Consider the following 25113-nt stretch of genomic DNA (forward strand, 5'->3'; position numbering starts at 1 on the left):
ACCGGAGCGGGTGAAGGGATCGAACAAATCATGATGAGACCAGTTAGCAAACAATTTCCGTAAGCTATGATTTTATTTCTATACGCATAACATCAACGATTGAGCTCACTATCACTAAAAGCCCACCTGCAAGGTGGGCTTACTAATCGGTCAAGAGTTCAGCCCAAATACTCGTAATAGATTCGATACACAGCCATAAATATATCTAGAACTTAAATTCGTTGTTAGTAAGCTGACCGGTGGCTTACTGCCAATAGCCGAATTTGTTTTAAGAAATCCTTTGTCGTTGTTCCCCATAGCTCCGGCAACACATCGTTCCCCCATCGAGCACTGAATTCATCATCAAGCGAGTCCGGGTATGCCGCTTCAAATTCGACGATATCCGCGATCAAGGTATCAATCTGTGATGAAGGATTGTCCTGAAGATAGAAGCTCATAACGCCGGGAAGGGTTGTCGCCCCTGTGATTTCGTAGCTATCCTGCCCGAAATAAATTTGTATCAGATGTTCCAGTGCGGAAAAGTTACCCATTATTTTCATAGTGTAATCTCAAAAAGTGGGGTAGGCAGTAAGGATGTAATACGGCTTACCGTGGAAGACCTCAAAGCGAATTACAACCCTAAGGTTGGTCAGCTTGATAGTGTCCTGCTCGCCACGTCGTAAACCATACCCAATTACACGTCCGGCAGAATAATTCACGACGAGCGGCGACGAGGGGCGTGTTGAACTTCCTGCCCAAATTTTTATCCATTCCTGATTATGTTTCACCGCGCCGGAAATAGCCTCTTCGGCAATACGCACATTAGTGAATGACGTTGCTGCCCGCATGGTAGGGGTTGTAGCAAGCCTTTGCGCCAATTCATCCGGTGTCTTGGCTATATGCTTCGCTATGGTATGCCCACCAGGTTTCACTCCCGTAATGGACTCATGCTCAACCAGCCTTACCCTACCCATACGGACTGAGGCGACACGCGCCGCGCCTATCGCTACAGCAAACACCAACGGCACCGCAACATCGACCGTAAGCCCTACGTTGTAGGCAGTATCCTCATCAGCTCCCAGCGCTTTAGCCAATGTGACAGCAGATTGGTAGGTATCGGTAATTGTCGGCTGGCCGGTGATAATTTGATTGGAGGCGGCTTTGATACTATCCAGGCTGTGAGTGCCAACAACAACACAACCGACCTTGGTCAAAAATGTTGGATCCGGTGCATAACACATCACGCCAGCACCCATGAGTTCAACAACGCCACCAGCAAGCCCTAGTCCGCCAAATAGGCGATTGCTTAGGGTTTCCCCTTCGGTGACGCTCCTGTCTGACATGACTGCCGCCAGTTGAACCGGCGATAGCACAACCCTTAAGCCTTCCTCTGTCGCCATAATAAATCCCTTTATTGCGGTTGATTTTACTGTATACAGTCGTAATGAATGTCGTGCTACTTGGTTTTCGATCTCAGGTAACAAAGGATGCTGGCCTCTCCAGCCCCATACCGGAGCCTTTAAACATTAATAGTAAATATCGGCCCTTGTGATATATCAGCAAGCGTAGCCAGCACGTTATACAAAGCCAAACTGGATTCGACGATCCGGCCCATTCCAACAAGTTCCGAACTATTCGATTGAAAATTCCCAACCGGCGGGACAGATAATAGATCAAATTTTGGTAACGGGATCGTTGCGAAATCTGGCATAGCTCCCTCTACATGACAGTTCACGAAGCGAACAAAATGGTTATTCTATTATCTGTTATTAAGGATCCATGCACAAGTAAGTCCTGCTTATTCGATCCTATGTCCTGTAAGACATGCAGCGACGCTAAAAACTTAGGTAATGCAATGAGCAGCGATCGGCACAGAACGTTATAGACATGATTAAATGGTTAGCCTATCTCTGCGTATCGAGAGGGGTACGGGGGACTGATGAGCGTGAGCCGGTGGAGGGAGAGGCTTGCATGAGTATATTAAAATCCCAGTGCGTATAGAACATACACGGGAGTATAATAATTCTCACGATATATTATATTTTTGATATCGACCTAACTCAACAGCGTAACCTTTACCATGTGTTCTCACATTAAAAATATCCACATCCGGAAGGTTAACCGAACATATATCAAGTAATATTTTTTGGTGAGGAACAGGCATTTTACTCCCGATATAGATACACTCAATAGCATCATGTGAGTATTTATAAAGCCCGGAATTATTAACTAACAATCGACATTCATACTCATACTCCCAACCTGTATGCTTTGTTTGAATAGCTCGGATTGTCGCGTGTTTTGATGTATCCACTAAGTCGTAATAGTCTACTGTATGTTTATCATCTTGGTATTCAATCTTTGCCCAGTAAAATTTTTCATCATTCAGCTTATTCAATGATACCATCAATTTGTTTGGATTGTATTTTATACAAAACCCTTTCATACCATCAGCATAGTGCGACCACATCATAACATTGCTAACATGCGACGCCTCAACCCCGGGTATATCACTTGCTAGACAATAAGCTCCTATATTTAAATAGCTCTCATAGAACTTATGATGAGTTTCAATTACTAGTTTATTCACAAAGCTTTCGAATTCATCTGGCGAATCAAAGTACCTTTTCCGTACAGCCTCAGCCGCCGGTACTGTTAAAGGGTGGCTTGGTATATTCTTAGCCATATGCTCAAAAAATTTTTCACGATCGTTCTTTAAGTCCGGTGGACTTACAATAAATTGCCCTTCAAAAGGATCATTAAAGTCAGAAAGTTTAGAGAACCATGCTTTCCCCTCAGATAAAGCTGATAAAGAGTTTATATTGAGCGCTGAAAACTTGTAAACAAATGGGAAAGGAATATCCATAATGCCCTCTAAAAGCTAATTGTCGTCGAATTGCTTTGTTAATGTAACATATCAGAATTATATTTCGGAGAGACAATACCACCCATAAAGCCCCGGTTAGTGATACCTAAGCAACGGAGCGGTCAGCAACATCATCAGATTATCATAGCGCATCATCGTGATCAGGTCGCCCGTGCATCCTAAGGAACCGTGGGCCAACCGGAGATAGAGCCGGATCTTTCGCTACCGGTGCATATCACTTTAGCCTGTTTATCCCTGTAAGGGGGCATTGGGGCTGAATGCTGCGATGTACTATGTTTTGGGAGAGTTTAGAGCTGATGGCACGGCATGCTGTTCTTGCTGAGCTATCGCGGTAAGACAGTAGAACGACCGCCAGCCGTTTGATATGCCCCCCGAACCGCACACCAAACCACAACAGCGATGGGCAATTCCTTGGGATACCTTTGTAGGTACCTGAACATTCAACCACGTCTTAACTTGATGATTTCTACCGAGAAGGTACTAACAGAAAGGATTGGAGCGGGTGAAGGGAATCGAACCCTCGTATGCAGCTTGGGAAGCTGCCGTTCTACCATTGAACTACACCCGCATCGGTGTGCGACAGGCATTATAACCGGTTATCGGCGCCGGGCAAGCGGAGATGGCGCGTAACTGCCGATGTTTTAAGCAGTTAGCGCGCTGCAGTAAAAAAAACCGGCACAGTCGCCTGCGCCGGTTCTTTCGCGCTATGCGCGGTTATTTCTGCGGGCGCATCGCCGGGAACAGGATCACGTCGCGGATGGTGTGGCTGTTGGTAAACAGCATCACCATGCGGTCGATACCGATGCCCAGGCCTGCGGTAGGCGGCAGGCCGTGCTCCAGCGCGGTCACGTAGTCTTCGTCGTAGAACATCGCTTCGTCGTCGCCGGCGTCTTTGGCGTTCACCTGGTCGGCGAAACGCTGCGCCTGATCTTCCGCGTCGTTCAGCTCGGAGAAGCCGTTGCCGATTTCACGGCCGCCGATGAAGAACTCGAAGCGGTCGGTGATTTCCGGGTTAACGTCGTTGCGGCGCGCCAACGGGGATACTTCCGCCGGGTACTCGGTGATGAAGGTCGGCTGAATCAGATGGCTTTCCGCCACTTCTTCGAAGATCTCGGTTACGACGCGGCCAAGGCCCCAACTCTTCTCAACCTTGATGCCGATGGATTCGGCGATGGCCACCGCTTTGCCCATGTCGGCCAGGTCCGCCAGATCGGTTTCCGGGCGGTATTTCTTGATAGCCTCGGTCATGGTCAGCTTTTCAAACGGCTTGCCGAAGTCGAACACTTCGTCGCCGTACTGCACCTGGCTGTTGCCCAGCACTTTCTCGGTCAGGGTGCGGAACAGCGACTCGGTCAGCTCGATCAGGTCTTTGTAATCCGCGTAAGCCATATAGAGTTCCATCATGGTGAACTCTGGGTTATGGCGCGGAGAAACCCCTTCGTTACGGAAGTTGCGGTTGATTTCGAACACCCGCTCAAAGCCGCCGACCACCAGGCGCTTCAGGTACAGCTCAGGCGCGATACGCAGGTACATGTCGATGTCCAGCGCATTGTGGTGGGTGATGAACGGACGCGCGGAAGCCCCGCCCGGGATCACCTGCATCATTGGGGTTTCGACTTCCATGAAGCCGCGTTCCACCATGAAGTTGCGGATCGCCGCCATCACCTGAGAACGCACCTTGAAGGTATTGCGCGATTCTTCGTTGGCGATCAGGTCCAGGTAACGCTGGCGATAACGGGTTTCCTGATCGGCCAGGCCGTGGAACTTGTCCGGCAGCGGGCGCAGCGCCTTGGTCAGCAGGCGCAGTTCGGTGCAATGGATCGACAGTTCGCCGGTCTTGGTTTTGAACAGCTTGCCGCGTGCGCCGAGGATATCGCCCAGGTCCCACTTCTTGAACTGTTCGTTGTACAGGCCTTCGGCCAGATCGTCGCGCGCCACGTACAGCTGAATGCGGCCCCCCACGTCCTGCAGGGTAACGAAGGACGCCTTGCCCATGATGCGGCGGGTCATCATACGGCCCGCCACGGTGACTTCTACGCCCAGCGCTTCCAGCTCTTCGTTTTCTTTGTCGTCGTAAGCGGCGTGCAGCTTGTCGGAGGTGGCGTCGCGGCGGAAATCGTTCGGGAACGCAATGCCGTTCTCGCGCAGGCCGGCCAGCTTCTCGCGGCGGGACTGCAGCTCGTTATTGAGATCCTGCGCCTGATCGGCGCCTTGTGGTTGTTGCTCAGACATTTCGGTTCCTCATAACCCGGCTTTCAAACTTGCTTCAATGAATTTATCCAGGTCGCCATCCAGTACGGCCTGCGTGTTACGCGTTTCAACGTTGGTGCGCAGATCTTTAATGCGGGCGTCATCCAGCACGTAAGAACGGATCTGGCTGCCCCAGCCGATGTCGGACTTGTTGTCTTCCATCGTCTGCTTATCAGCATTTTTCTTTTGCATCTCAAACTCGTACAGCTTGGCTCGCAGCTGTTTAAACGCTTGATCCTTGTTCTTATGCTGAGAACGGTCGTTCTGGCACTGCACCACGATGTTGGTTGGCAAGTGAGTGATACGCACCGCAGATTCGGTTTTGTTCACGTGCTGGCCGCCCGCACCGGAAGCGCGGTATACGTCGATACGCAGGTCTGCCGGGTTGATTTCGATATCGATATCGTCGTCCACTTCCGGGTAGATGAACACCGAACTGAACGAGGTATGGCGGCGGCCGCCGGAGTCGAACGGGCTCTTGCGCACCAGGCGATGCACGCCGGTTTCAGTGCGCAACCAGCCGAACGCGTAGTCGCCGATGATCTTGATGGTGGCGGATTTCAGGCCCGCGACGTCGCCGTCGGACTCTTCGATCACTTCGGTCTTGAAGCCCTTGGCTTCGGCCCAGCGCAGATACATGCGCAGCAGCATGCTGGCCCAGTCTTGCGCTTCGGTGCCGCCGGAACCGGCCTGGATGTCCAGGTAGCAGTCGGCGCTGTCGTATTCGCCGGAGAACATGCGGCGGAACTCCAGCTGATCCAGCTTGCTCATCAGCTGATCGAGCTCGGCCACCGCTTCGTTGAAGGTTTCTTCGTCTTCGGCTTCCACCGCCAGTTCCAGCAGGCCGCTGACGTCTTCGCCGCCCTGCTCCAGCTGGTCGATGGTTTCAACGATGGCTTCCAGCGCCGCGCGCTCTTTGCCCAGCGCCTGTGCCCGCTCGGGTTCGTTCCACACGTCAGGCTGTTCCAGCTCGGCGTTGACTTCTTCTAGGCGTTCTTTCTTGGCATCATAGTCAAAGATACCCCCTAAGAACGGCAGTCCGCTCGGACAGGTCCTGAATTCGGTTTTTTACCGGATTAATTTCAAACATGGTTTTTGCGTTCTTTTTCGTTGATGTCGTCGATGGCGAAATGCCATTGGAACCGATAATTCTAACGGATCCAGGCGTCAGTTTATAGCGAGTTGCTCAGTTTTTGTGGCGATCGGGCGGCAAAGCATGTGGCAGGGAGAGCCGGAATTTCGTCAGCGTTTTCTTGCCGACGTCAACCACACCGTTAAGCTGTTTAAGTATTGAGCACCCTAGTCATTAAGACTATAGTCACAACGATGACTTCAACAGGGACAGGCGGTGCCAAAATGGACATTTTCATCACGGATGATTTCGACAAATTTATGAAGAAAAATCGCATCGTCGATCAAAAGATTTGCACGGCGGCTCACGAACTCGAACACGGCAACCATGACGGCGATCTGGGCGGCGGCGTATACAAGAAACGCCTTCCGCTCAATCGGGGTAAACGGGGTGGCGCTCGCTCCATCGTGGCGTTTAAACGCGGACGCCATCAGTATTTTGTTGATGGATGGCTGAAAAACGCCGTGAAACAGAGCGGCGCAAAAGAAATTAATGATGATGAATTGACAACCTATCGCGAGCTTGCCAGAGACTTTCTTGCCATGCCGCCGGAAATTATCAAACGGGCCATCGATAGCGGTTACCTGCGAGAGGTAAAATGCGATGACTGATAATCGCCTGCTCAGACTGCAAAAAATGGCGCAACGTTTTTATGAGATCGGCGCAGTGTCAGGCGACACCCTGCGCAGCATCGATGCGCGCGTACAGGCGCAGGAGCAAAATGCACGGCGTGAACAGCATGAACAAATGGACGGTGCACGCATCAAAATGCTGCGCAAACGGCTCGGTTTGAGCCAGGCCGATCTGGCGGCCGTGGTCAACATGTCGACCACCAGCGTACAGAAATGGGAACGTAACGCGGTAAAACCTCAGGGTTCTGCGCTCAGAATGCTGGAAATTATTGAGCAGAAAGGCGTCGCCAGCCTGATTATTCCGCCACGGAACTGATGGGTGCGTTCAGGCACGGGTTACTTGCCGGTGCCTGAACGTCAATTTCGCCTCAACGCGGCCAAAGGTGCTGGATCAGCAGTTGCACGTTGCGGTTGCCGCGGAACTCGTTGACGTCGAGCTTGTAGGCCAGCTCCACCTCGCGCACGCTGCTGTCCGGCCACAGGGTGGTGTCCACGTTGAAGGCGATGCCGTCGAGCAGCGGCCCGCCGCCGAGCGGTTCGACCATCAGCTTCAGGTGTTTCTCGCCCACCAGCCGCTGCTGCAGGATGCGGAACTTGCCGTCGAAGGTCGGTTCCGGGAACGCCTGGCCCCAGGGCCCGCCCTCGCGCAGCAGCTCCGCCGTGCTCAGCGACAGCTCCTGCATCGCCAGCTCGCCGTCGGACCAAATCACCCCCTCCAGCATCGCCGGATCGAGCCATTCGCCCACCAGCTCGCCGAAGCGCTGGCGGAACTCGTCGAATTTTGCCTCCTCCAGCGACAGCCCGGCCGCCATCGCATGGCCGCCGAACTTCATCATCAGGCCGGGATTCAGGGTATCCAGCCGCTCCAGCGCGTCGCGCATGTGCAGCCCGGCCACCGAACGGCCGGAGCCCTTCAGAATGCCGTCGCCCGCCGGGGCGAAGGCGATCACCGGCCGGTGAAAACGTTCTTTGATGCGCGAAGCCAGAATGCCCACCACGCCCTGATGCCATTCCGGATGGTACATCGCCAGCCCGTAAGGCAGCTCGGCGCTGCTGCGCTCCAGCTGGTCGCACAGCGCCAGCGCCTCCACCTGCATGCCCTGCTCAATCTCGCGCCGCGTCTGGTTCAACGCGTCGAGATCGTTGGCCAACATGCGCGCCTGGGCGATGTCGTCGCTCAGCAGCAGCGCCACCCCGACCGACATGTCGTCCAGCCGCCCGGCGGCGTTGAGCCGCGGGCCGAGCGCAAAACCGAGATCGTTGGCCGCCAGCTGGCGCGCATCGCGGTTGGCGACCTCCAGCAGCGCGCGAATGCCCGGCCGGCACTTGCCGGCGCGGATGCGGTTCAGGCCCTGGTACACCAGAATGCGGTTGTTGGCGTCCAGCGGCACCACGTCGGCCACGGTGCCGAGCGCCACCAGATCCAGCAGCTCCGCCAGATTGGGCATCGCCAACGTGCGCTGCTCAAACCAGCCGCCGTCGCGCAGCCGGGCGCGCAGCGCCAGCATCAGATAGAAAGCGACGCCTACTCCGGCCAAGGATTTGGAAGGGAATTCACAGCCGCGCAGGTTGGGGTTGACGATAGCCTCGGCCGCCGGCAGGGTTTCCCCCGGCAGGTGGTGATCGGTCACCAGCACCTGCATGCCCTTGGCGTGCGCCACGTCGACCCCGGCGTGCGAGGAGATGCCGTTATCGACGGTCAGGATCAGTTCTGCGCCGCGCGCCGCCGCCTGCTCCACGACCTCGGGGCTCAGGCCGTAGCCGTCCTCAAAGCGGTTCGGCACCAGGTAATCAACGGCGCCGCCGCCCATGCTACGCAGCGCCAGCACCGTCAGCGCGGTGCTGGTGGCGCCGTCGGCGTCGAAATCCCCCACCACCATGATGCGGCGCCCGTCGGCCAGCGCCTGCTGCAAAATGCCGACGGCGTCGTCGATGCCGTCCAGCTGCTGCCAGGGCAGCATGCCCTTGACGCTGCGTTCCAGCTCCTGCTCAGCCTGCACGCCGCGCAGCGCGTACAAACGGCGCAACAGCGGCGGCAGACTGGCGGGCAGATGGCTGTCGTCCACCGCCGGCCGGCGGCGTAATTGTGTTTTGATACTCACCGGCGATTAACCACCGGCTTTGGTGGCGGCCTGATGGGCGTCCAGCATGGCGGCCATCTCTTTCGGCCCCTGGTAGCCAGGGATCATCATGCCGTTTTCCAGGATGATCGCCGGAGTGCCCTGAATGCCGAACTGCACGCCGAGCGCATAATGTTTGCTGATGTCGGTTTTGCAGGTCGCCGGCGATACCGCATCGCCCTTCATGGCGGTGTCAAAGGCCTTGGCCTTGTCGGCGGTGCACCAGATAGACTGCATGTCTTTTTCGGCCTGCGATGCCAGCCCCTGGCGCGGGAACGCCAGATAACGCACGGTAATGCCCAGATCGTTATACTCTTTCATCTGCTGGTGCAGCTTGTGGCAATAGCCGCAGGTGATGTCGGTAAACACGGTAATCACGTGCCTTTCCTTCGGCGCCTTGTACACGATCATCTGATCTTTCAGCGCGTCCAGCTTGGCGCCCAGCAGCTGATTGGTCACGTTCACCGGTTCCTTGCCGCTGACGTCGTACAGCGGGCCCTGCAGAACGTGTTTGCCGTCGTCGGAAACATAGAGCACGCCGCTGTCGGTCAGCACGGTTTTCAGGCCGCTGACCGGCGAAGGCTGCACGTCCGCCTGCTGAATGCCCAGGCTGCCGAGCGCTTTTTTGATTGCCGCGTCATCGGCATGCGCCGCACCGGTTACCGAAGCCACCAGCAGAGAGAGCAGCATTAAACCTTTTTTCATCGTTCCAATCCTTTCGAACCCGGCGCGTCAGGCGCGCGGGTGATGCTGTTGATGTAGCTGTTTCAGTCGTTCGGTCGCTACATGAGTATAAATTTGCGTGGTAGAGAGGTCGCTGTGCCCCAATAACATCTGTACGACACGAAGATCGGCCCCATGGTTCAGCAAATGGGTGGCGAATGCGTGCCGCAGCACGTGCGGCGACAATCGCTCGCTGTCGATGCCCGCAAGGATCGCATAGTGTTTGATGCGATGCCAGAACGTCTGTCGGGTCATTTGCTGGCTGCGGTTGCTGGGGAACAGCACGTCCAGCGCCTGGCCGTTGACCAACCACGGGCGGCCATGCTCCAGATAGTTTTCTATCCAGTACACCGCCTCTTCGCCCAGCGGCACCAGCCGCTCCTTATTGCCTTTGCCGATCACCCGCACCACGCCCTGGCGCAGGCTGACGTCGCTGATGGTCAACCCCACCAGCTCGGACACCCGCAGGCCGGTGGCGTACAGCACCTCGAGCATCGCCTTGTCGCGCAGCTCCAGCGGCTGATCGACACAGGGCGCCTGCAGCAAGGCATCGACCTGCGCTTCGCTCAGATCCTTCGGCAACCGCTGCGGCAGCTTCGGCGAAGCCAGCAGCGCGGTCGGATCGTCCTCACGCAGCTTTTCACGGTACAGGTACTGGAACAGGCGACGCATGGCGCTCAGCAGGCGCGCGGAGCTGGTGGCCTTATAGCCGCCGTCCACCCGTTCGGCGAGAAACGCCTGCAGATCCAACGCCTGCGCCTCCAGCAACGGGGTATTCTGATGGTTAAGCCAGGCGACCAGCGCCTGCAAATCCAGCCGATAGGAGGCCAGCGTATTTTCCGCCAGATTGCGCTCAAGCCACAGCGCATCCAGGAATTGCTCAATCAGCGCATGATCCTGCTGTTGCACGCGGTCCTCTCTTTGTTACGTTTCCACCTGAGCCATTATGCCTTAAGCGGCGGCAAATCAGGTATACTCGCTGCAATTCTATAAATGGCACTATAACGGTTTAAACATGAAGATTGGTCTGTTTTACGGCTCCAGCACCTGCTACACCGAGATGGCGGCAGAAAAAATCCGTGAGATTCTGGGTGAAGACCTGGTCGACCTGCACAACCTGAAAGACGTCTCCCCCAAGCTGATGGAAGACTATTCCATCCTGATCCTCGGCATCCCGACCTGGGACTTCGGCGAACTGCAGGAAGACTGGGAAGCCATCTGGCCGCAGCTTGCGGAGCTGGACCTGAAAGGGAAAATCGTCGCCATGTACGGCATGGGCGATCAGTTGGGTTACGGTGAATGGTTCCTCGACGCGCTGGGCATGCTGCACGATCGGATAGCGCCGCTTGGGGTGCAGTTTATCGGCTTCTGGCCGATCGACGGTTTTGAGTTCACCAGCCCCAAACCGCTGAGCGCCGACGGCAAACGCTTTGTCGGCCTGGCGCTCGACGAAGTCAATCAATACGACATGAGCGAAGATCGCCTGCAGCAGTGGTGCGAACAGATCCTGCTGGAGATGGAACCGCTGCTGTAACCATTCCGGGCGCGTGCACCGCGCCCGCTCCTCCGCTTATTTCCACAACCGGAAACGCTGTTCGCCGGCGTCGCCGTCGCCGTCTGGCGCTTCTGCGGCCAGGCGCGCCGGATCGGCGACCCGATACCAGTCCAGCTTGCGCGTCAGCAGCATGATCCCCGCCAGAATGGCGAACAGCAGCACCGCCCCCAGCACCAGCGCGTTATCTTCCGACTGCAGCAGCAGGTACAGCACCCCATACAGCGACAGCAGGCTGGCGGCGAACAGGGTTCCACGCAGTTTGCCGCGCAGCACCGCGCTGAGGTAAAAAGCGATCAGCCCGCTACAGGCGACGCTGGCCAGCAGATAGGCGGCGGCGAAGCCAAAGTGCTCGGAGAACGCCAGCAAAATCAGGTAGAACAGCGCCAACGCCGCGCCAACCAGCAGATACTGAATCGGGTGCACCCGCAGCCCGGTCAGGGACTCGAACAAGAAGAACGCCATAAACGTCAGCCCGATGAACAATACGGCGTATTTCACCGCGCGCTCGGTCAGCTGATAGTGATCGACAGGCTCTATCAGGCTGGCGCTGAAGGCCGGCAGCTTGTCTTCATCGATAGCGCTATCGTCATAGTGAAAGGCGCTGTTGATGTTGTTGGCAAACCAGGTGCTGCGCCAGCGCGCGCTGAAGCCCTGCTCCGTCACCTTGCGTTCGTCCGGCAGGAAATTGCCGAGGAAGTTCGGATGCGGCCAGTTGCTTTGCAGGCGCAGTTCGGTGCTGCGGCCCAGCGGCACCAGCGACAGGCTGCTGGTGCCCGCCAGCGTCAGGGTGAAGTCGGCGTTCAGCCCCGCCTTCTGCAGCGCAACCAGCGTCAGCGGCGCATGAATGCCCTGCGGAAACAGGTTGAGGCCGGTGCCCGGCTCAAACGGCACCGGTTGCGCCGCGTTCAACGGAGAGATGCTCTTGATGCCGCGCGAATCGCTCAGCGCCACCAACAGGAACGGCTGTTCCAGCGTGACGCTGCTGCGCTGCAAATCCGTCAAATCCGGCTGGCCGAACTGCGCCTTAACATTCAGCGGCCCCTGATAAACCTGAGTTTTATAAATGCCCAGCTTACGCACCTCAACGTTCGGCGCACCGTTCACCTGCAGACTCTCCGGCAGCAAATAGCGATGATGGCGCACCCGCTGCACCACCGTCTGCCCTTTGTCGTCTTTCTTCTCTTCCCGTTCGACATAAGGAATGACGATCAGCGGGCCGAGGATGCGCTGCGCCCGGCTGGTGCTTTCGCTCACCTGCCCGACCACGCTCTGGCGATAGCCGCTGCGCTCTTCGATTACGTTCATCAATTGGGCCACGGGAACGATCATGACGATCATCAACCCCAGCAGCGTGGCTATTTTCCAAAAAAGTACCGATTTCATCCTGTGCGCTCCTTATAGGTAATGGCGCCAGAATAAAACCCGCAGGTGAATTCAAAATGTGGCTATGTGAAGGGACGGTGAAGTCACAGCGATAAAGTGAAGATGGCCGCGACGCCGTGCGGCTGGCGGTTGCGCAGGCTGATGCTTCCCCGGTGCAGCCGCGCCACTTCCTGCACGAAGTTCAGGCCCAGGCCGCTGCTTTTCGGCCGATCGGCGCGCGCCAGCGAGTAGAAACGTTCAAAGACTTTGTCGAGCGCGTAGTCGGGAATGCCGCTGCCGTCGTCGCAAACGTCGATCCGATAATGCTGCTCCCGCCGTTCGCCGCGCACCGCGATCGTCCCGCCCGGCGGCGTGAAATCGAGCGCATTCTCCAACAGGTTGTTCAATGCCTGGCTGATAAGCAGAGCGTCGCCGATCAGCGTCACCTCCGGCAGCTCCGCCAGCTGCAGCCGAACGCCGCGCTGCGCCGCCTGAGCCTCTTTGCCGGCCAGGCTCTGGCGCACCAGCCCGGCGATCGCCACCGGCGCCAGATCCAGCTCCGGCCGGCTTTCCAGCCGCGCCTGCACCAGCAGTTTATCCACCAGTTGCTGGATGCGCGCGCTCTGCTGTTCGATATTGGTCAGAAAACGCCGCGCGGTCTGCGGCGGCGGCAGTTCCTGCAGCAGCTCCGCCGCGCCGCGGATCGCCGCCAGCGGGCTTTTCAGTTCATGAGTGAGGGTATGCACGTACTGTTCGATATAGGCCTTGCCTTCCAGCTTCAGGCGCATGCTTTCCACCGCCTGTGCCAGCTGCGTCAGCTCGCGGCCGCCCACTTTGGGCAGCGGCGCGCGCTCCCCCTGCGCCACGCCGTCGGCATAGCGCACCAGGTGGCCAATCGAACGGCTGATCCACCAAACGAAACCCAGCCCAATCAGCAGCGCGATCCCCAGCAGCAGTGCCCCGGCCAACAAAATGCGCCGTTCGCTGCGTTTGATCACCGGCGCCATGGTGCTGTTGGGTTTGCCGACGCTGAGCACGCCGATGATTTTCCCCTGCGCCATCACCGGCGCGGCCACGTACATCACCGAGCTGTTTTCATCCTGCGGATCGCTGCGCGTGCTGCGTGCGCCGTATTGGCCGCGCAGCGTCAGGTGAACGTCATTCCAGCGCGAATAATCCCGGCCCAGCGCCTGGCCGGCGGAGTCGAAAATCACCGTGCCGCGCGCATCGGTGAGATAAACGTGGTATTCGCTGCGATCCTTGCGGATGCCGGCGATATTGGCGCCGATTGGCCGCTGGTTCAGCTGGCTAAACGCCTGCGCCAATTGGCCATGGGCCGCATCGCCGCGCTGCATGTCCTGCCGCGCAATCTGCGCCAGCAGGTTGGCAGTATCCACCAGCGTGCCTTCGGTGGCGCGCCGCACGCCGGGCTTTACTTCCTGCACAAAAATGCTCAGCACAAAGTAACCCGCCACCGCCACTATCAGGAAATACCCCAGCAGCAGACGCAGGCCGATCCTCATGGCTGCCGGCTCACGCTGTAACCCAGCCCGCGGTGGGTGTGGATCGGCGGCTCGCCGGCGTCCACCGCGCGCAGCTTGGCGCGCAGCGTTTTGATATGGGTATCGACGGTGCGATCCAGGCTTTCTTCCGCCTGCGCCCAGACGCTGTCCATCAGCTGCTGGCGTGAGAATACCCGCCCGGGCGCCAGCAGCAGGGTTTTCAACAGCAAGAATTCATAGCGGGTCAGCGGCAATGGGCGTTGGTGGTAATAAATGGTCGCCGCCGCTTCATCCAGCGAAAAGGCGCCAAAGTGGTATAGCGCGGCCTGTTGCAGGCGCTGCTGCTTGTGCAGGCGGCGCAAAATGGTGCGCACCCGGGCGCTGACTTCGCGCGGTGAAAAGGGTTTGGCCACATAGTCATCGGCGCCGATCTCCAGCCCGATCAGCCGATCGAGCTCATCGCTGCGCGCGGTAAGGAATAAGACAGGCAGATCTTCCGCCTGCGCCAGCAGGCGGCGGCACAGTTCGAACCCGTTGATGTCCGGCAGGCCGACGTCGAGGATCGCCAGCGCCGGCGCGCCCTGCGCCAACGCCTGCAGCGCCGGCTCACCGCGTTCGAACCAGCGCACCTGAAAACCTTCGCTCTCCAGGGTGTAAATCAGCGTATCGGCGATACTGGGCTCATCTTCCACCAGCCAGAGCGTGGGTTTCATCAGGCGTCCTCGTCATCGCCGGCAGGCGGGTACAGCAGCAGCTGACGCAGATGCCGCCATTCTTCCTTGCTCATGCTGTCTGAAGCCAGCCACAAACGACGGCGTTTTTTACCCTCCATCGGCTGCAGCGTCAGCAACATGCCGTAGCCCGGCATCCAGGGCTTTTTCGCCAGCAGCCACTCGCGGCCGTGCCAGCTGAAGCGCCGATCCGCCAGCAGGCGCAACTCGCCCTGCACCGCAGCGATGCGCTTCTGGCTACGGATGCATTGGAACACCACCAGCGTCAGCAGCACCAACCAGATAACCCAAAAGCCTTCCGGCCAGGGCGAAACCAGGATCAGGAGGATCAGCAGGCCATGCGTCAGCAGCGAGAATAACTGGGTGCGCCAGGAAACGCGGACGTCACATCGCCACTGGGCCACGGTCTTTATTTCGCGTTTGGATCAGGGCCACCATTCTCTGCAGCTCGCTGTCCTGCGGCGCGCCGTGATTCATCAGCCAGTTGAACAGATCGGGATCGTCACACTCCAGCAGGCGGATAAACAGCGCCTTGTCCGTGTCATTCAGCTGGTCGTATTCGTATTCGAAGAACGGCATGATGGAGATGTCCAGCTCGCGCATGCCGCGGCGGCAGGCCCAGTGAATACGTGCTTTGTTATTAATATCCATGTAGTTATGACTAACCTCTTTTCAGCGTGGCGGCGCCAGCGCAGGGTTCAAAGACACAGTGTATGGCAACGCCGTCGCGATATAATTCCATCAGCCAGGGATCTGTCTGCAAGGGGTTACCCCTGGCCGCAAGGCTATAGAGTAACAATTTGACATACACGCCGGGAAGGACGTTCTCCGCGTAAAACGCAATAAAGCGCGAAATGTCAAAAAAAGCGCTGTAGAAGGCCGCGGCGTGAATAACAGTTTGCAAAGCCGGCCGCCTCTTTTACCATGGGGTCAACACACCTTCAGGTAAGCTAAACGTTAAGCAGGATCTTACTATGGCGTATAAATTCCCATTCCCACCGCGTCAACCTTCCGCCTCCACCCATCTGCCCCTGACCCTGATCTCGCTGGAAGATTGGGCGCTGGTGACGCTGAACGGGCCGGACACGGTGAAATACCTTCAGGGCCAGGTGACGGCGGATATCGACGCGCTGGCGGCAGACCAGCACGTGCTGTGCGGCCATTGCGACGCCAAGGGCAAAATGTGGAGCAACCTGCGCCTGTTCCACCGCGGCGAGGGCTTCGCCTATCTGGAACGCCGCAGCGTGCTGGACAGCCAGTTGGCGGAAATCAAAAAGTACGCGGTGTTCTCCAAGATAACCATCGCCGCCGATAACGACGCGGTGCTGCTGGGCATCGCCGGTTTCCAGGCGCGCGCCGCGCTGGCGGGCATTTTCACCGCGCTGCCGGATGCCGAACACCCGGTGGTGCAGGACGGCGACACCACGCTGTTGCAGTTCGCCGAGCCGGCTGAGCGTTTCCTGCTGGTGACCACCGCCGCGGTGGCCGAACGGCTGGTGGCCAAACTGCACGAACAGGCACAGCTGAACGACAGCGGCCAGTGGCTGGCGCTGGATATCGAATCCGGTTACCCGATTATCGACAGCGCCAACAGCGCGCAGCTGATCCCGCAGGCCACCAACCTGCAGGCGCTGCAGGGCATCAGCTTCAGCAAGGGGTGTTACACCGGCCAGGAAATGGTGGCGCGCGCCAAATTCCGCGGCGCCAACAAACGCGCGCTGTACTGGCTGGAAGGCAAGGCCGGGCGAACGCCGCAGGCGGCTGAGGATCTGGAGCTGCAGCTGGGCGAGAACTGGCGCCGCACCGGCACGGTGCTGGCCGCCAGCCAACTGGCCGACGGCCGGCTGTGGGTGCAGGTGGTGATGAATAACGATCTGGCAGCCGACAGCAGGCTGCGGGTGCGCGATGACGCCGCCAGCCATCTGGCGATCAAACCGCTGCCCTATTCGCTGGTGGAAGAAAAATAATCCCCCGGCAGCAGGCGCGCCGCCTGCTGCCGTTTTTTACTCGTCCAATTCCCCATCGCGCTGCACCAGATAAATCAGCACCAAGATAATGGTGACGAAAAAGCGGAATGCGCTGGGCACGCCGTTCCATTGCTGCGACATCCACATGCCGAACCACTCTCCGCCTATCGACATAAACCCGACCTGCCAGGTGAGGAACCCCAGGGTCAGGCCGGCGGTCGCCCATGTTTTACGTTGGTTGAACGCCCGCGCCGGCAGCTTTATCCCCCGCAGCAGGCGCAGGCCGCCAAGCCAGCACAGCAGCGCGGTCAGGCTTTCCAACGCGATGATCAGCAGATAGCCGGCGTGGTGCAGCCAGGGCGACTGTATGGCGCGGTAGCCAATGGTGGCATCGGGGAAAATCGTGTCCATCATAAAGACGTGGCGCACAAAGGCGAAGTTGGCGCCGTAATCGGTGATGTTGCCGAAGGCTACCAGCGTGGCGAACAGCGCGATGGCGCAGACCAGCAGCGCCTTGGATAAGCGTATGATCATATTGATGAGTCCTGTAGAAATGACGCGAGTTGCGGGCTCAGGAATAAGAGAACGGGCCTGCTGGATACCCGAAAGAAGCAAGCGCTTCTTTTTTAAACGAAAAGAAGCGCTGGTTCAATATGCGGCGGTGCGGAAAAGGGTCAGACGTACAGATAGATCGCCATAAAGTGGCAGACGCTGCCGCCGAGCACGAAACCGTGCCAAATGGCGTGGCCGAAGCGGAAGCGTTTGGAGGCGTAGAAAATCACCCCGAGGGTATAGACCACTCCACCCACCGCCAGCAGGGTCACGCCGCCGATGTCCAGCCGCGTCGCCAGCTGATAAATCACGATCAGCGACAGCCAGCCCATGGTCAGATAGGTCACCAGCGACAACGCTTCAAAGCGGTGGGCAAAAGCCAGTTTGAACAACACCCCCAGCAGCGCCAGCCCCCAGATTACCGCCATCAGGCCCTTGGCCAGCGGCGAATTCAGCCCCACCAGCAAAAATGGCGTGTAAGTACCGGCAATCAAAAGGTATATAGCGCAGTGATCGAATTTTTTCAGCCAGTGCTTGGCTTTTTGGTGAGGGATGGCATGGTACAGCGTGGAAGCAAGATAAAGCAGGATCATGCTGCCGCCGTACAGGCTGTAGCTGGTGATGGCCGTCACGTCGGCACCGGTGTCCACCGCCTGCACCAGCAGCAGCACCAGGCCGACAATGCCGAACACCAGCCCGATGCCGTGGCTGATGCTGTTGGCTATTTCTTCCGCCCACGGATAGGCCGCGGCGGCAATTTTCTCGGTTCCGGTTTTCACTACGCCCGTTTCTCCCATAAAGCACAACCCCTCAAAACGCCCTGCATTGTTCGAAATTAACGCAAAGCAGCTTAACTGAGAATAATTCCAGTGTACACGTGTACGCTAAAATAAAACTGTGAACGCGTGTAACCATCGAAATCCCCTGCCCACTGGTCTACAATCGTCAGGCTTCAACCCATCTACTTCGAGGTTTACACCATGTCATCCGCTGTACCCGCGTTAGATTTCGGCTCCATGACCCAGGTCGTTCAGTTCCTGATGGAAATCGACAAGTTGAAAAGCGTGCAACGCCGCACCAAAGTGCTGGGCACCCAGCGCCAGGAAAACTCCGCCGAGCACAGCTGGCACTTCGCCGTCGCCGCGCTCAGCCTGGCGCCCTATGCCGGTGAAGGCGTGGACATCCAGCGGGTGATCCAGATGGCGCTGCTGCATGACATCGTGGAAATCGACGCCGGTGACGTGCTGGTTTACGATCTGGCGGCCCGCGCGGCGATCCACGATCAGGAAGTGGCGGCGGCGCGCCGGCTGTTCGGCATGTTGCCGGAAGCCCAACGCGAGTATTTCACCGCTTTATGGCAGGAATATGAAGACGCCGAGACCCCCGACGCGCGCTTTGCGCTGGTGCTGGACCGCACCATGCCGATGCTGATGAACCTGCATAATGGCGGGCAAAGCTGGGTGGAAAACGGTATCAGCCTTGAGCAAGTGCTGGAACGCAATACCCTCATTGCCGACGTCCACCCCGAGCTGTGGCATCACCTGCTGCAGCACCTGCAGGACGCGCAGCGCAAAGGCTGGCTGAAGTAATCGCCTCAGGCTGCAGCGCCACGGCTGCAGCCGCCTTTCCTTTACGACACCGGCGCCCGTTGGCGTTCCAGCGCCTCCTTATAGCTCGGCATCGACGCCGCCGCCCCGGCGCGCTCCACGCACACCGCCGCATAGGCCGCCGCAAAGCGCGCCGCATCGCTTAGCGGCACGTTATTCGCCAGCTGCGCCGCCAATGCGCCGTTAAACGCGTCACCGGCGCCGGTGGTGTCTTTCGGCTGCGCCGGAAACGCCGGGATCGGCTCGCTGCGTTCGCCGTCGGAAAACAGCGCGCCCTGGGTGCCCAGCGTGACGATCAGCAGCCGGATGCCCTTGGCGTGCAACACCTGCGCCGCCCGGCGCGCCGAGGCCAGATCCCGCACCTGCACACCGGTCAGCAGCGTGCACTCGGTGGCGTTGGGGGTCAGCAGGTCAACCTGCGCCAGCAGGCTGTCCGGCACCGGTTGAAACGGCGCCGGGTTGAGGATGACGAAGGTGTTCGCCTCGCGGGCGATGGCCACCACCTGTTCGATCGCCGACAGGTTGTTCTCCAGCTGGGTCAGCAAAATGTCTGCGGCGGCGATCGCCGGCCGACATTGCCGCACCTCTTCGTCGCTGAACGTCAGGTTGGCGCCGGGATCGACGGCGATCATGTTTTCCGCATCCTCCCCCGCCACGTAAATCAGCGCGTTGCCGGTCGGGCACTCACCGGTGGAGAACAGCGTCACCGCGTCGAACCCGGCGCCGGCGAGGTGGCGCCGGGCGAAACTGCCAAAATCATCACGCCCCACCTTGCCGATGTAATGCACCCGCGCCCCGGCGCGCAGCGCGGCGGTAGCCTGGTTGGCGCCCTTGCCGCCCGCGCCCATCATGCTGTTGCGGGCGATCAGCGATTCCCCGGGCTGCGGGAAACGCGCCATGCCGGCGACGATGTCCAGGTTGAACGAACCGAATACGCATACTTTGCCTTTCATTGTCTGTGCTCCCTGGTCGGTTGGAAGTGGCGTCGGGCTGCCAGGCAAGCGCCTTTGCAGCCGGTCTCATCGGTGATGCGACTGACGGATATTGCCAGCCCCTGCGCCGGCTGCGGGCCGCGCAGATGACAGCGGATCTGTTGCTCCAGCCGCGCCAGTGGAAAACCGGCCATGGCGATCACCCCGCCACCGAGGATCAGCCGCTGCGGATCGAGAATGTTCATCTCGATGGCGATGGCCTGCGCCAGCCGCTCGACGAAATGCCGCAATTCAGGATGCTCGCCGTGGCGTTCAAACAGTTGGGCAAACGGCGTTGCTGCCGCGTTTTGCCGCGCCCAGCCGGTCAGCCAATGGCCGGAGGTCAGGCTTTCGACGCATCCCCGCTTGCCGCAGGGGCAAGCGCCCTGGTGGCCCGGCCAGGGGATGTGCCCCAGTTCGCCGGCGGCGCCGTGCGCGCCGTGATAAAAATCGCCGTCCAGCCACAGGCTGTTGCCCATGCCGGTGCCCAGATACAGCCCCACCGCCACCTGCGGCAGCGCCGACAGCTGCTGCAGATCCCACCACAGCAGGTGATTGACGTCCTTGTCCATTCGCACCGGCACCCCCAGCAATTCAGCCAGCAACGCCGCCACCGGCCGGCCGTCCAGCGCCGGGATAAACGGCAGCGACAGCACCGCCGTGCGATCGCGGCTGAGGATCCCCGGCAATCCGAGCATCACCTGCGCCAGCGGGCGATCCTGCCGGCAGCCGGCGATCAGATCCCCCAGCGCCGCCAGGGGATCGCCGTGCTGCGCCCAGCCGGCGGTCGCCACCTTGCGGTAGCCGCTGAAATTGCCCGCATCATCCATCAACAGCAGGCGAGTATTGGTGCCGCCTACGTCAACGCCAAGAAAATGGTGCATCATACTTCCCCGCTCAGGCTGCCTGCCGCATTTGATCCAGCATTTTTTCCCACGCCGCCTCCAGATCCGCATCGAGGTTGAACAGCCCGGAACTGCCGACGATCAACACCTCGGCGCCGGCGCCCATCAGATCGCGATAGGTGCGCTGGTTGCAGGATCCGTCGATCTCGATCAGGTAGCCGTAGCCGTGCCGCCGCTTCAGATCGCTGAGCTGGCGGATCTTGTCCAGCATCTCTGGAATAAACGGTTGCCCGGCATAGCCCGGATCGACGGTCATCACGGTTACCTTGTCCAGCAGGTGGATATAGTGGCGAATAAACTCCACCGGCGTCGCCGGGTTCAGCACCACCCCGACCTTTTTGCCCAGCGCGCGGATCTGATTGATCACCCGGAAAGCGTCGCGGTTGATGGTCTCGGCGTGCGGGCAGATAAAGTCAGCGCCGGCGCGGGCGATGGGTTCGATAAAATCGGTCGGGTTTTCCACCATCAGGTGCACGTCCAGCACCAGCGGAGTGTGCGGGCGGATCTGTTCGATAAAAAACGGCGACAGGGTAATGTTCTTAACGTAGTGGCCGTCCATGATATCGATGTGCAGCATGTCGGCGCGGCGGTTCAGCACCGCCAGCTGCTGGCGGATATCCATCAGGTTCATGCACATCAGTGAGGGGGAAATCTGGTATTTCATTAGCGTTATCCTGCACAAAGGTAAAAGTTATGAGTTGCCCACCGCCGCCCTGGCCTTCGCCGCGCTGCGGCGCACCGCCCGCCGCTGCCGGTAGTGGTTACGGAAGAATTTAATCGCCAAGACGGTTATCAATACCGCGCCCCACATCGCCAGGCTGAAGTGCGGGCTGACGTTCATCAGGTTCAGACCGGTAGAGATCACCTGCAATACGATCAACGCCAGCACCACGCCGCTGACCCGCCCGAAGCCGCCGAACGGATCGGTGCCGCCCAGGATGATCGCCAGCACCGTCAACAGCAGGTAAGAATCGCCGTAGCCCATGCGCGCCGAGTTGAAGCGCGCCATCATCACCAGCCCGGCAATGACGCACAGCAGGCTGGAGAGGCTGTAGATGGCGATCAGCACCCGGCGGGTGTTGACTCCGCTGAAGTGGGTGGCGTTGATATTGCTGCCGCTCATGTAGATGCATTTGCCGAGCCGGGTTTTCTGCAGAAACAGCGCCAGCAGTGCGGCGGTCAGCAGGAAAATCATCAGCGGCACCGGGATGCCGAGCAGGCTTTCGGCGCCGATAAAGCGCACGATATCCGGCATGCCGCTCAGCGCCGCGCCGCGCGTCAGGTAGATGCCGATGCCGTTGACGGTGGTCATGGTGGCCAGCGTCACCAGGATCGGGTGTGCGCCGACATAGGCCACCAGCGCGCCGGTCGCCGCGCCGATCAGCCCCCCCAACAGCATCGCCGCCGCCAGCGCCAATGCCAGCCACAGCGCCTGCAGCGCCAGCCCGGCGTCCGGCGGCAGAAAGCGGATCAACAGCCAGGCCATCAGCAGGCTGGTCAGGTTGGCGCTGGCGATAATGCACAGGTTCAGGCCGCCGCTGAGGATCGGGATGAACATCGCCAGCGTCAGCAGGCCCAGCTCCGGCAGCTGAAACGCCACGCTGGTGAAGGTGGCGGCGCTGAAGAAGCGCCCCGGCATCAGCAGGCTGAACGCCAGCACCACCGCCAGCAGCAGCGCCAACAGGCCGACGGCGGCGCCGTCCGGGCGAAATTTCAGGTTGTTGAACATCAGGCGCTCCTCAGGCGAAACCGACGTCGGTTTCTTTGCGTTTTTTGTAATGGGTGACGGTGATGGCCGCGACGATCACCAGGCCAATCACGATATTCATGAAATAGTTGGAGACGCCGATCAGGTTGAGGCCGTTTTTCAGCACGCCGATCAGGAATACCCCCATCAGGGTACCGATCACGCTGCCCTTGCCGCCGTTCAGGCTGGCGCCGCCCAGCACCGCCGCCGCCAGAACGTCCAGTTCGCCGCCCACCAGCGCGTTGGGCACCACTTCCCCCATGCGGTAGACCTGCACCAGCCCGCCAATCGCCGCCATCGCCCCCAGATAGCCATAGGCGAACAGGTGCAATAGCCCAACGCGAATGCCGATGCGCCGCGCCGATTCCTGATCGCCGCCGACGGCGAACAGCTGGCGGCCGAGGTGGGTTTTGTTCAGCAACAGCCAGGTCAGCAGCGCCACCGCCAGCATCACCAGCGTCGGCAGGCCGACCTGGTAGCTTTGCTCGCCCAGCTGGAACGGCAGCACGCTGCGCGGCAGCGTCCACCAGTCCGGCAGCGCATACAGGCTGCGGCCGTTGGTCAGCCACATCAGCATGCCGAACAGCAATGCCTGCATGCTGATGGTGACGATGATTGAAACGATGCGCAGGCAGTAGATCAGCAGCGCATTGACCATCCCCAGCAGAACGCCGACCGCCAGCGCCAGCAGAATGCCGCCCGCCGGGCTGGCCAGTCCGTAGTGGGTCGCCAGGCTGGCGACCAGGTACTGCACGACGGACGCCACTGCGGCGAAGGAAATATCGATGCCGCCGGTCACCAGCACCACGAACAGGCCGAGCGCGAAGATGCCGCTGACCGCATAGCTTTCGCTCAGGTCGAGCAGGTTCTGCACCGTCAAAAACTGCTCGCTGAGCAGTGAAAATACCGTGACCGTCAGCAGCAATACCCAGGCCAGATAGCCTTCATTGCCGCGCGGCCGCAGGCTGAATTTACGCATTTACCGCCTCCGCAAGCTGTTGCTGGCTGACCTGTCCGGGCCGGTATTCGCCGACCACGCTGCCGCCGCTGAAGTGCAGCACCCGGTCGCAGTTGTAATACACCTCCGGCACCTCGTCGGAGATCAGCACGATGGCGATCCCCTCCTGCGCCAGCAGATGGATCAGCTGATAAATGCTGGCCTTGGCGCCGACGTCGACGCCGACGGTGGGCGAATCGAGGATCAGGATCCGCGGCTGGGTCAGCACCCACTTGGCCAGCACGATCTTTTGCTGATTGCCCCCCGACAGCGTTGAGATCGCCTGTTCGGGATCCGCCACCCGCACGCCGAGCCGCTCGATCCACTGCGCCACGATGCGGTTCTTGCGGTAGTCGTCGATCAGGCGAAAACGGCCGCGCAGCTGGTCGAGAATGGTCAATACGGTGTTGTCCGCCACCGACTGTTGCAGCACCAGCCCCAGCGTCAGGCGATCCTCCGAGACATAGCCGATGCCCGATTTGATCGCATCCTCATGGCTGCGAAAGCGCACCGGCTTGCTGTCGAGGTAGATTTTGCCGCTGTCGGGCCGGGTCATGCCGAACAGGCTCAGCGCCAGTTCGGTGCGGCCGGAGCCCAGCAGCCCGCACAGGCCGAGCACTTCGCCCTGGTGCAGCCGGAAGCTGACGTCGCGATACTGCCCGCCGCGGCTGAGCCGCTCCACTTCCAGCATCACCCGTTCGGGGTTCAGATTCGGCGCCTTCAGCTGATAATCCAGCTTCAGGCCGGTCATCAGCTCGGTCAGCCGCTCACTGGTAATCTCCGCCGCCGGCCAGGTGCCGATCTTGTTGCCGTCGCGGATCACCGTGACGCGATCCGAGATCTCCAGCACTTCATCCAGCCGGTGGCTGACGAACACCACGCAAATGCCTTTCTCTTTCAGGTAGTTCACCGTGCGCAGCAGCTGGTTCACCTCGGTGCGCGTCAGCGAGGCGGTGGGCTCATCCATGATAACCAGCCGCGCTTGCGCCACCAGCGCGCGGCAAATCGCCACCTGTTGGCGCTGGGCAATCGGCAGTTCCTCCACCCGGCGGTCCAGATCCAGATTGAAATTCAGCTCGCTCAGCAGGCGTTCGGCGGTGCGCCGCAGCCGCGCCGGGCGATACCAGCCCAGCAGGCCGCGCAGGTTGTGCTCGAAGGCAATGTTTTCCGCCACCGTCAGGTTGGGAAACAGCGACAGATCCTGATAGATAACCTGAATGCCGAAGCCGCGCGCCTGTTCCGGCGAAAGCCGGCTGAAGCGCCGCTCGCCCAGGGTGATGCGGCTGCCGGCATCCGGCTGATAGACGCCGGCAATCGCCTTGATCAGCGTGCTCTTGCCGCAGCCGTTGGTGCCGGCCAGGCAGTGCACTTCGCCCGGCATCAGCGCCAGCGAAATATCGTTCAGCGCCCGCTGGCCGCCAAAGGTCATCGACAGATGCTGCAGTTCAATCAGCGGGGCGCCCTGCGCCGCCGTCATCCCGGAGATAGCCATAG

Annotated in this window: 26 protein-coding genes and 1 tRNA gene; 5 read left to right on the top strand and 22 right to left on the bottom strand. The window is 59.5% G+C overall.

What is annotated here, in order from left to right; translation table 11 throughout:
• Positions 1-224 precede the first annotated feature (224 nt).
• From KHA73_RS19500 to prfB, 6 genes are all read right to left on the bottom strand, one after another.
• Positions 225-530, bottom strand: coding sequence for a contact-dependent growth inhibition system immunity protein (locus KHA73_RS19500; RefSeq protein ID WP_234586103.1), 306 nt, complete (start codon positions 528-530; stop codon positions 225-227).
• Positions 531-548: 18 nt separating this feature from the next.
• The gene (locus tag KHA73_RS19505) at positions 549-1379 is read right to left on the bottom strand and encodes an RNase A-like domain-containing protein (RefSeq protein WP_234586105.1); all 831 of its coding nucleotides are present in this window, start codon (positions 1377-1379) and stop codon (positions 549-551) included.
• Between the two features lie 626 nt (positions 1380-2005).
• Positions 2006-2845 (bottom strand): DUF2971 domain-containing protein, encoded by an 840-nt coding sequence (locus tag KHA73_RS19510; protein WP_234586107.1) that lies wholly within the window; start codon positions 2843-2845, stop codon positions 2006-2008.
• 515 nt (positions 2846-3360) lie between these two features.
• Positions 3361-3434: transfer RNA gene (locus KHA73_RS19515), tRNA-Gly, on the bottom strand.
• A 146-nt stretch (positions 3435-3580) separates the two neighbouring features.
• Entirely contained in the window at positions 3581-5098 is a 1518-nt protein-coding gene (gene lysS / locus KHA73_RS19520; protein ID WP_234586108.1) for a lysine--tRNA ligase, read from the bottom strand.
• A gap of 9 nt (positions 5099-5107) precedes the next feature.
• A protein-coding gene (gene prfB / locus KHA73_RS19525) for a peptide chain release factor 2 (RefSeq protein ID WP_234586109.1) occupies positions 5108-6206 on the bottom strand; the annotation gives its coding sequence in 2 pieces (ribosomal slippage) (positions 5108-6130 and positions 6132-6206; 1098 coding nt in all).
• Positions 6207-6472: 266 nt separating this feature from the next.
• On the opposite strand from prfB, the gene KHA73_RS19530 reads away from it, so the two are divergent.
• Positions 6473-6859, top strand: coding sequence for a type II toxin-antitoxin system RelE/ParE family toxin (locus KHA73_RS19530; RefSeq protein ID WP_234586110.1), 387 nt, complete (start codon positions 6473-6475; stop codon positions 6857-6859).
• Positions 6852-7196, top strand: a complete 345-nt coding sequence (locus tag KHA73_RS19535; RefSeq protein ID WP_234586112.1) for a helix-turn-helix domain-containing protein — start codon at positions 6852-6854, stop codon at positions 7194-7196. The genes KHA73_RS19530 and KHA73_RS19535 overlap by 8 nt, the downstream gene beginning before the upstream one ends.
• A 52-nt stretch (positions 7197-7248) precedes the next feature.
• Here the strand turns inward: KHA73_RS19535 and recJ are convergent, their stop codons facing one another.
• From recJ to xerD, 3 genes are read right to left on the bottom strand one after another with little or no spacing between them, the layout of a single operon-like run.
• Entirely contained in the window at positions 7249-8982 is a 1734-nt protein-coding gene (gene recJ, locus KHA73_RS19540; protein WP_234586114.1) for a single-stranded-DNA-specific exonuclease RecJ, read from the bottom strand.
• Positions 8983-8988: 6 nt separating this feature from the next.
• Positions 8989-9705 (bottom strand): bifunctional protein-disulfide isomerase/oxidoreductase DsbC, encoded by a 717-nt coding sequence (gene dsbC, locus KHA73_RS19545; RefSeq protein WP_234586116.1) that lies wholly within the window; start codon positions 9703-9705, stop codon positions 8989-8991.
• A 27-nt stretch (positions 9706-9732) separates the two neighbouring features.
• The gene (gene xerD, locus KHA73_RS19550; RefSeq protein ID WP_234586118.1) at positions 9733-10632 is read right to left on the bottom strand and encodes a site-specific tyrosine recombinase XerD; all 900 of its coding nucleotides are present in this window, start codon (positions 10630-10632) and stop codon (positions 9733-9735) included.
• Between the two features lie 106 nt (positions 10633-10738).
• On the opposite strand from xerD, the gene fldB reads away from it, so the two are divergent.
• Positions 10739-11257, top strand: a complete 519-nt coding sequence (fldB, locus tag KHA73_RS19555) for a flavodoxin FldB (protein WP_234586120.1) — start codon at positions 10739-10741, stop codon at positions 11255-11257.
• Positions 11258-11293: 36 nt separating this feature from the next.
• On the opposite strand, the gene creD is transcribed toward fldB, so the two are convergent.
• The 5 genes from creD to sdhE form a co-directional block, all read right to left on the bottom strand.
• On the bottom strand, positions 11294-12661 hold the full coding sequence (creD, locus tag KHA73_RS19560) for a cell envelope integrity protein CreD (protein WP_234586122.1): 1368 nt from the start codon (positions 12659-12661) through the stop codon (positions 11294-11296).
• 83 nt (positions 12662-12744) lie between these two features.
• Positions 12745-14163 carry a two-component system sensor histidine kinase CreC gene (gene creC, locus KHA73_RS19565; protein ID WP_234586124.1) on the bottom strand — a complete coding sequence of 473 codons (1419 nt, stop codon included), beginning with the start codon at positions 14161-14163 and terminating at the stop codon, positions 12745-12747.
• Complete coding sequence (gene creB, locus KHA73_RS19570; RefSeq protein ID WP_234586126.1) at positions 14160-14855, bottom strand: two-component system response regulator CreB; 696 nt, start codon at positions 14853-14855, stop codon at positions 14160-14162. Before creB ends, creC begins: the two co-directional genes overlap by 4 nt.
• Positions 14855-15277 carry a protein YgfX gene (locus KHA73_RS19575; RefSeq protein ID WP_234586127.1) on the bottom strand — a complete coding sequence of 141 codons (423 nt, stop codon included), beginning with the start codon at positions 15275-15277 and terminating at the stop codon, positions 14855-14857. Before KHA73_RS19575 ends, creB begins: the two co-directional genes overlap by 1 nt.
• Positions 15258-15524 (bottom strand): FAD assembly factor SdhE, encoded by a 267-nt coding sequence (gene sdhE / locus KHA73_RS19580; RefSeq protein ID WP_234586128.1) that lies wholly within the window; start codon positions 15522-15524, stop codon positions 15258-15260. The genes KHA73_RS19575 and sdhE overlap by 20 nt, the downstream gene beginning before the upstream one ends.
• 323 nt (positions 15525-15847) lie before the next feature.
• On the opposite strand from sdhE, the gene ygfZ reads away from it, so the two are divergent.
• On the top strand, positions 15848-16840 hold the full coding sequence (ygfZ, locus tag KHA73_RS19585; RefSeq protein WP_234586129.1) for a tRNA-modifying protein YgfZ: 993 nt from the start codon (positions 15848-15850) through the stop codon (positions 16838-16840).
• Positions 16841-16876: 36 nt separating this feature from the next.
• Here the strand turns inward: ygfZ and KHA73_RS19590 are convergent, their stop codons facing one another.
• Together KHA73_RS19590 and trhA are read right to left on the bottom strand one after the other, a co-directional pair.
• Positions 16877-17374 (bottom strand): DUF2165 family protein, encoded by a 498-nt coding sequence (locus tag KHA73_RS19590; protein WP_234586130.1) that lies wholly within the window; start codon positions 17372-17374, stop codon positions 16877-16879.
• A gap of 140 nt (positions 17375-17514) precedes the next feature.
• The gene (gene trhA, locus KHA73_RS19595; protein ID WP_234586131.1) at positions 17515-18189 is read right to left on the bottom strand and encodes a PAQR family membrane homeostasis protein TrhA; all 675 of its coding nucleotides are present in this window, start codon (positions 18187-18189) and stop codon (positions 17515-17517) included.
• Between the two features lie 183 nt (positions 18190-18372).
• On the opposite strand from trhA, the gene KHA73_RS19600 reads away from it, so the two are divergent.
• On the top strand, positions 18373-18981 hold the full coding sequence (locus KHA73_RS19600) for an HD domain-containing protein (RefSeq protein WP_234586132.1): 609 nt from the start codon (positions 18373-18375) through the stop codon (positions 18979-18981).
• A gap of 41 nt (positions 18982-19022) precedes the next feature.
• Here KHA73_RS19600 and KHA73_RS19605 read toward each other — a convergent pair whose 3' ends face one another.
• The 6 genes from KHA73_RS19605 to KHA73_RS19630 are packed head-to-tail and all read right to left on the bottom strand — an operon-like array spanning position 19023 to position 25111.
• Entirely contained in the window at positions 19023-19952 is a 930-nt protein-coding gene (locus KHA73_RS19605; protein WP_234586133.1) for a ribokinase, read from the bottom strand.
• On the bottom strand, positions 19949-20857 hold the full coding sequence (gene alsK, locus KHA73_RS19610; RefSeq protein WP_234586134.1) for an allose kinase: 909 nt from the start codon (positions 20855-20857) through the stop codon (positions 19949-19951). The genes KHA73_RS19605 and alsK overlap by 4 nt, the downstream gene beginning before the upstream one ends.
• A gap of 10 nt (positions 20858-20867) precedes the next feature.
• Positions 20868-21539 (bottom strand): D-allulose 6-phosphate 3-epimerase, encoded by a 672-nt coding sequence (gene alsE, locus KHA73_RS19615; RefSeq protein ID WP_234586135.1) that lies wholly within the window; start codon positions 21537-21539, stop codon positions 20868-20870.
• A gap of 27 nt (positions 21540-21566) precedes the next feature.
• The gene (locus KHA73_RS19620; RefSeq protein WP_234586136.1) at positions 21567-22604 is read right to left on the bottom strand and encodes an ABC transporter permease; all 1038 of its coding nucleotides are present in this window, start codon (positions 22602-22604) and stop codon (positions 21567-21569) included.
• 10 nt (positions 22605-22614) lie between these two features.
• The gene (locus KHA73_RS19625) at positions 22615-23601 is read right to left on the bottom strand and encodes an ABC transporter permease (protein ID WP_234586137.1); all 987 of its coding nucleotides are present in this window, start codon (positions 23599-23601) and stop codon (positions 22615-22617) included.
• Positions 23594-25111: a sugar ABC transporter ATP-binding protein gene (locus tag KHA73_RS19630; RefSeq protein ID WP_234586139.1), complete on the bottom strand. Its 1518-nt coding sequence runs from the start codon at positions 25109-25111 to the stop codon at positions 23594-23596. Before KHA73_RS19630 ends, KHA73_RS19625 begins: the two co-directional genes overlap by 8 nt.
• Positions 25112-25113: the final 2 nt, after the last annotated feature.

The sequence above is a fragment of the Serratia entomophila genome (assembly GCF_021462285.1).
GTDB classification, from domain to species: domain Bacteria; phylum Pseudomonadota; class Gammaproteobacteria; order Enterobacterales; family Enterobacteriaceae; genus Serratia; species Serratia entomophila.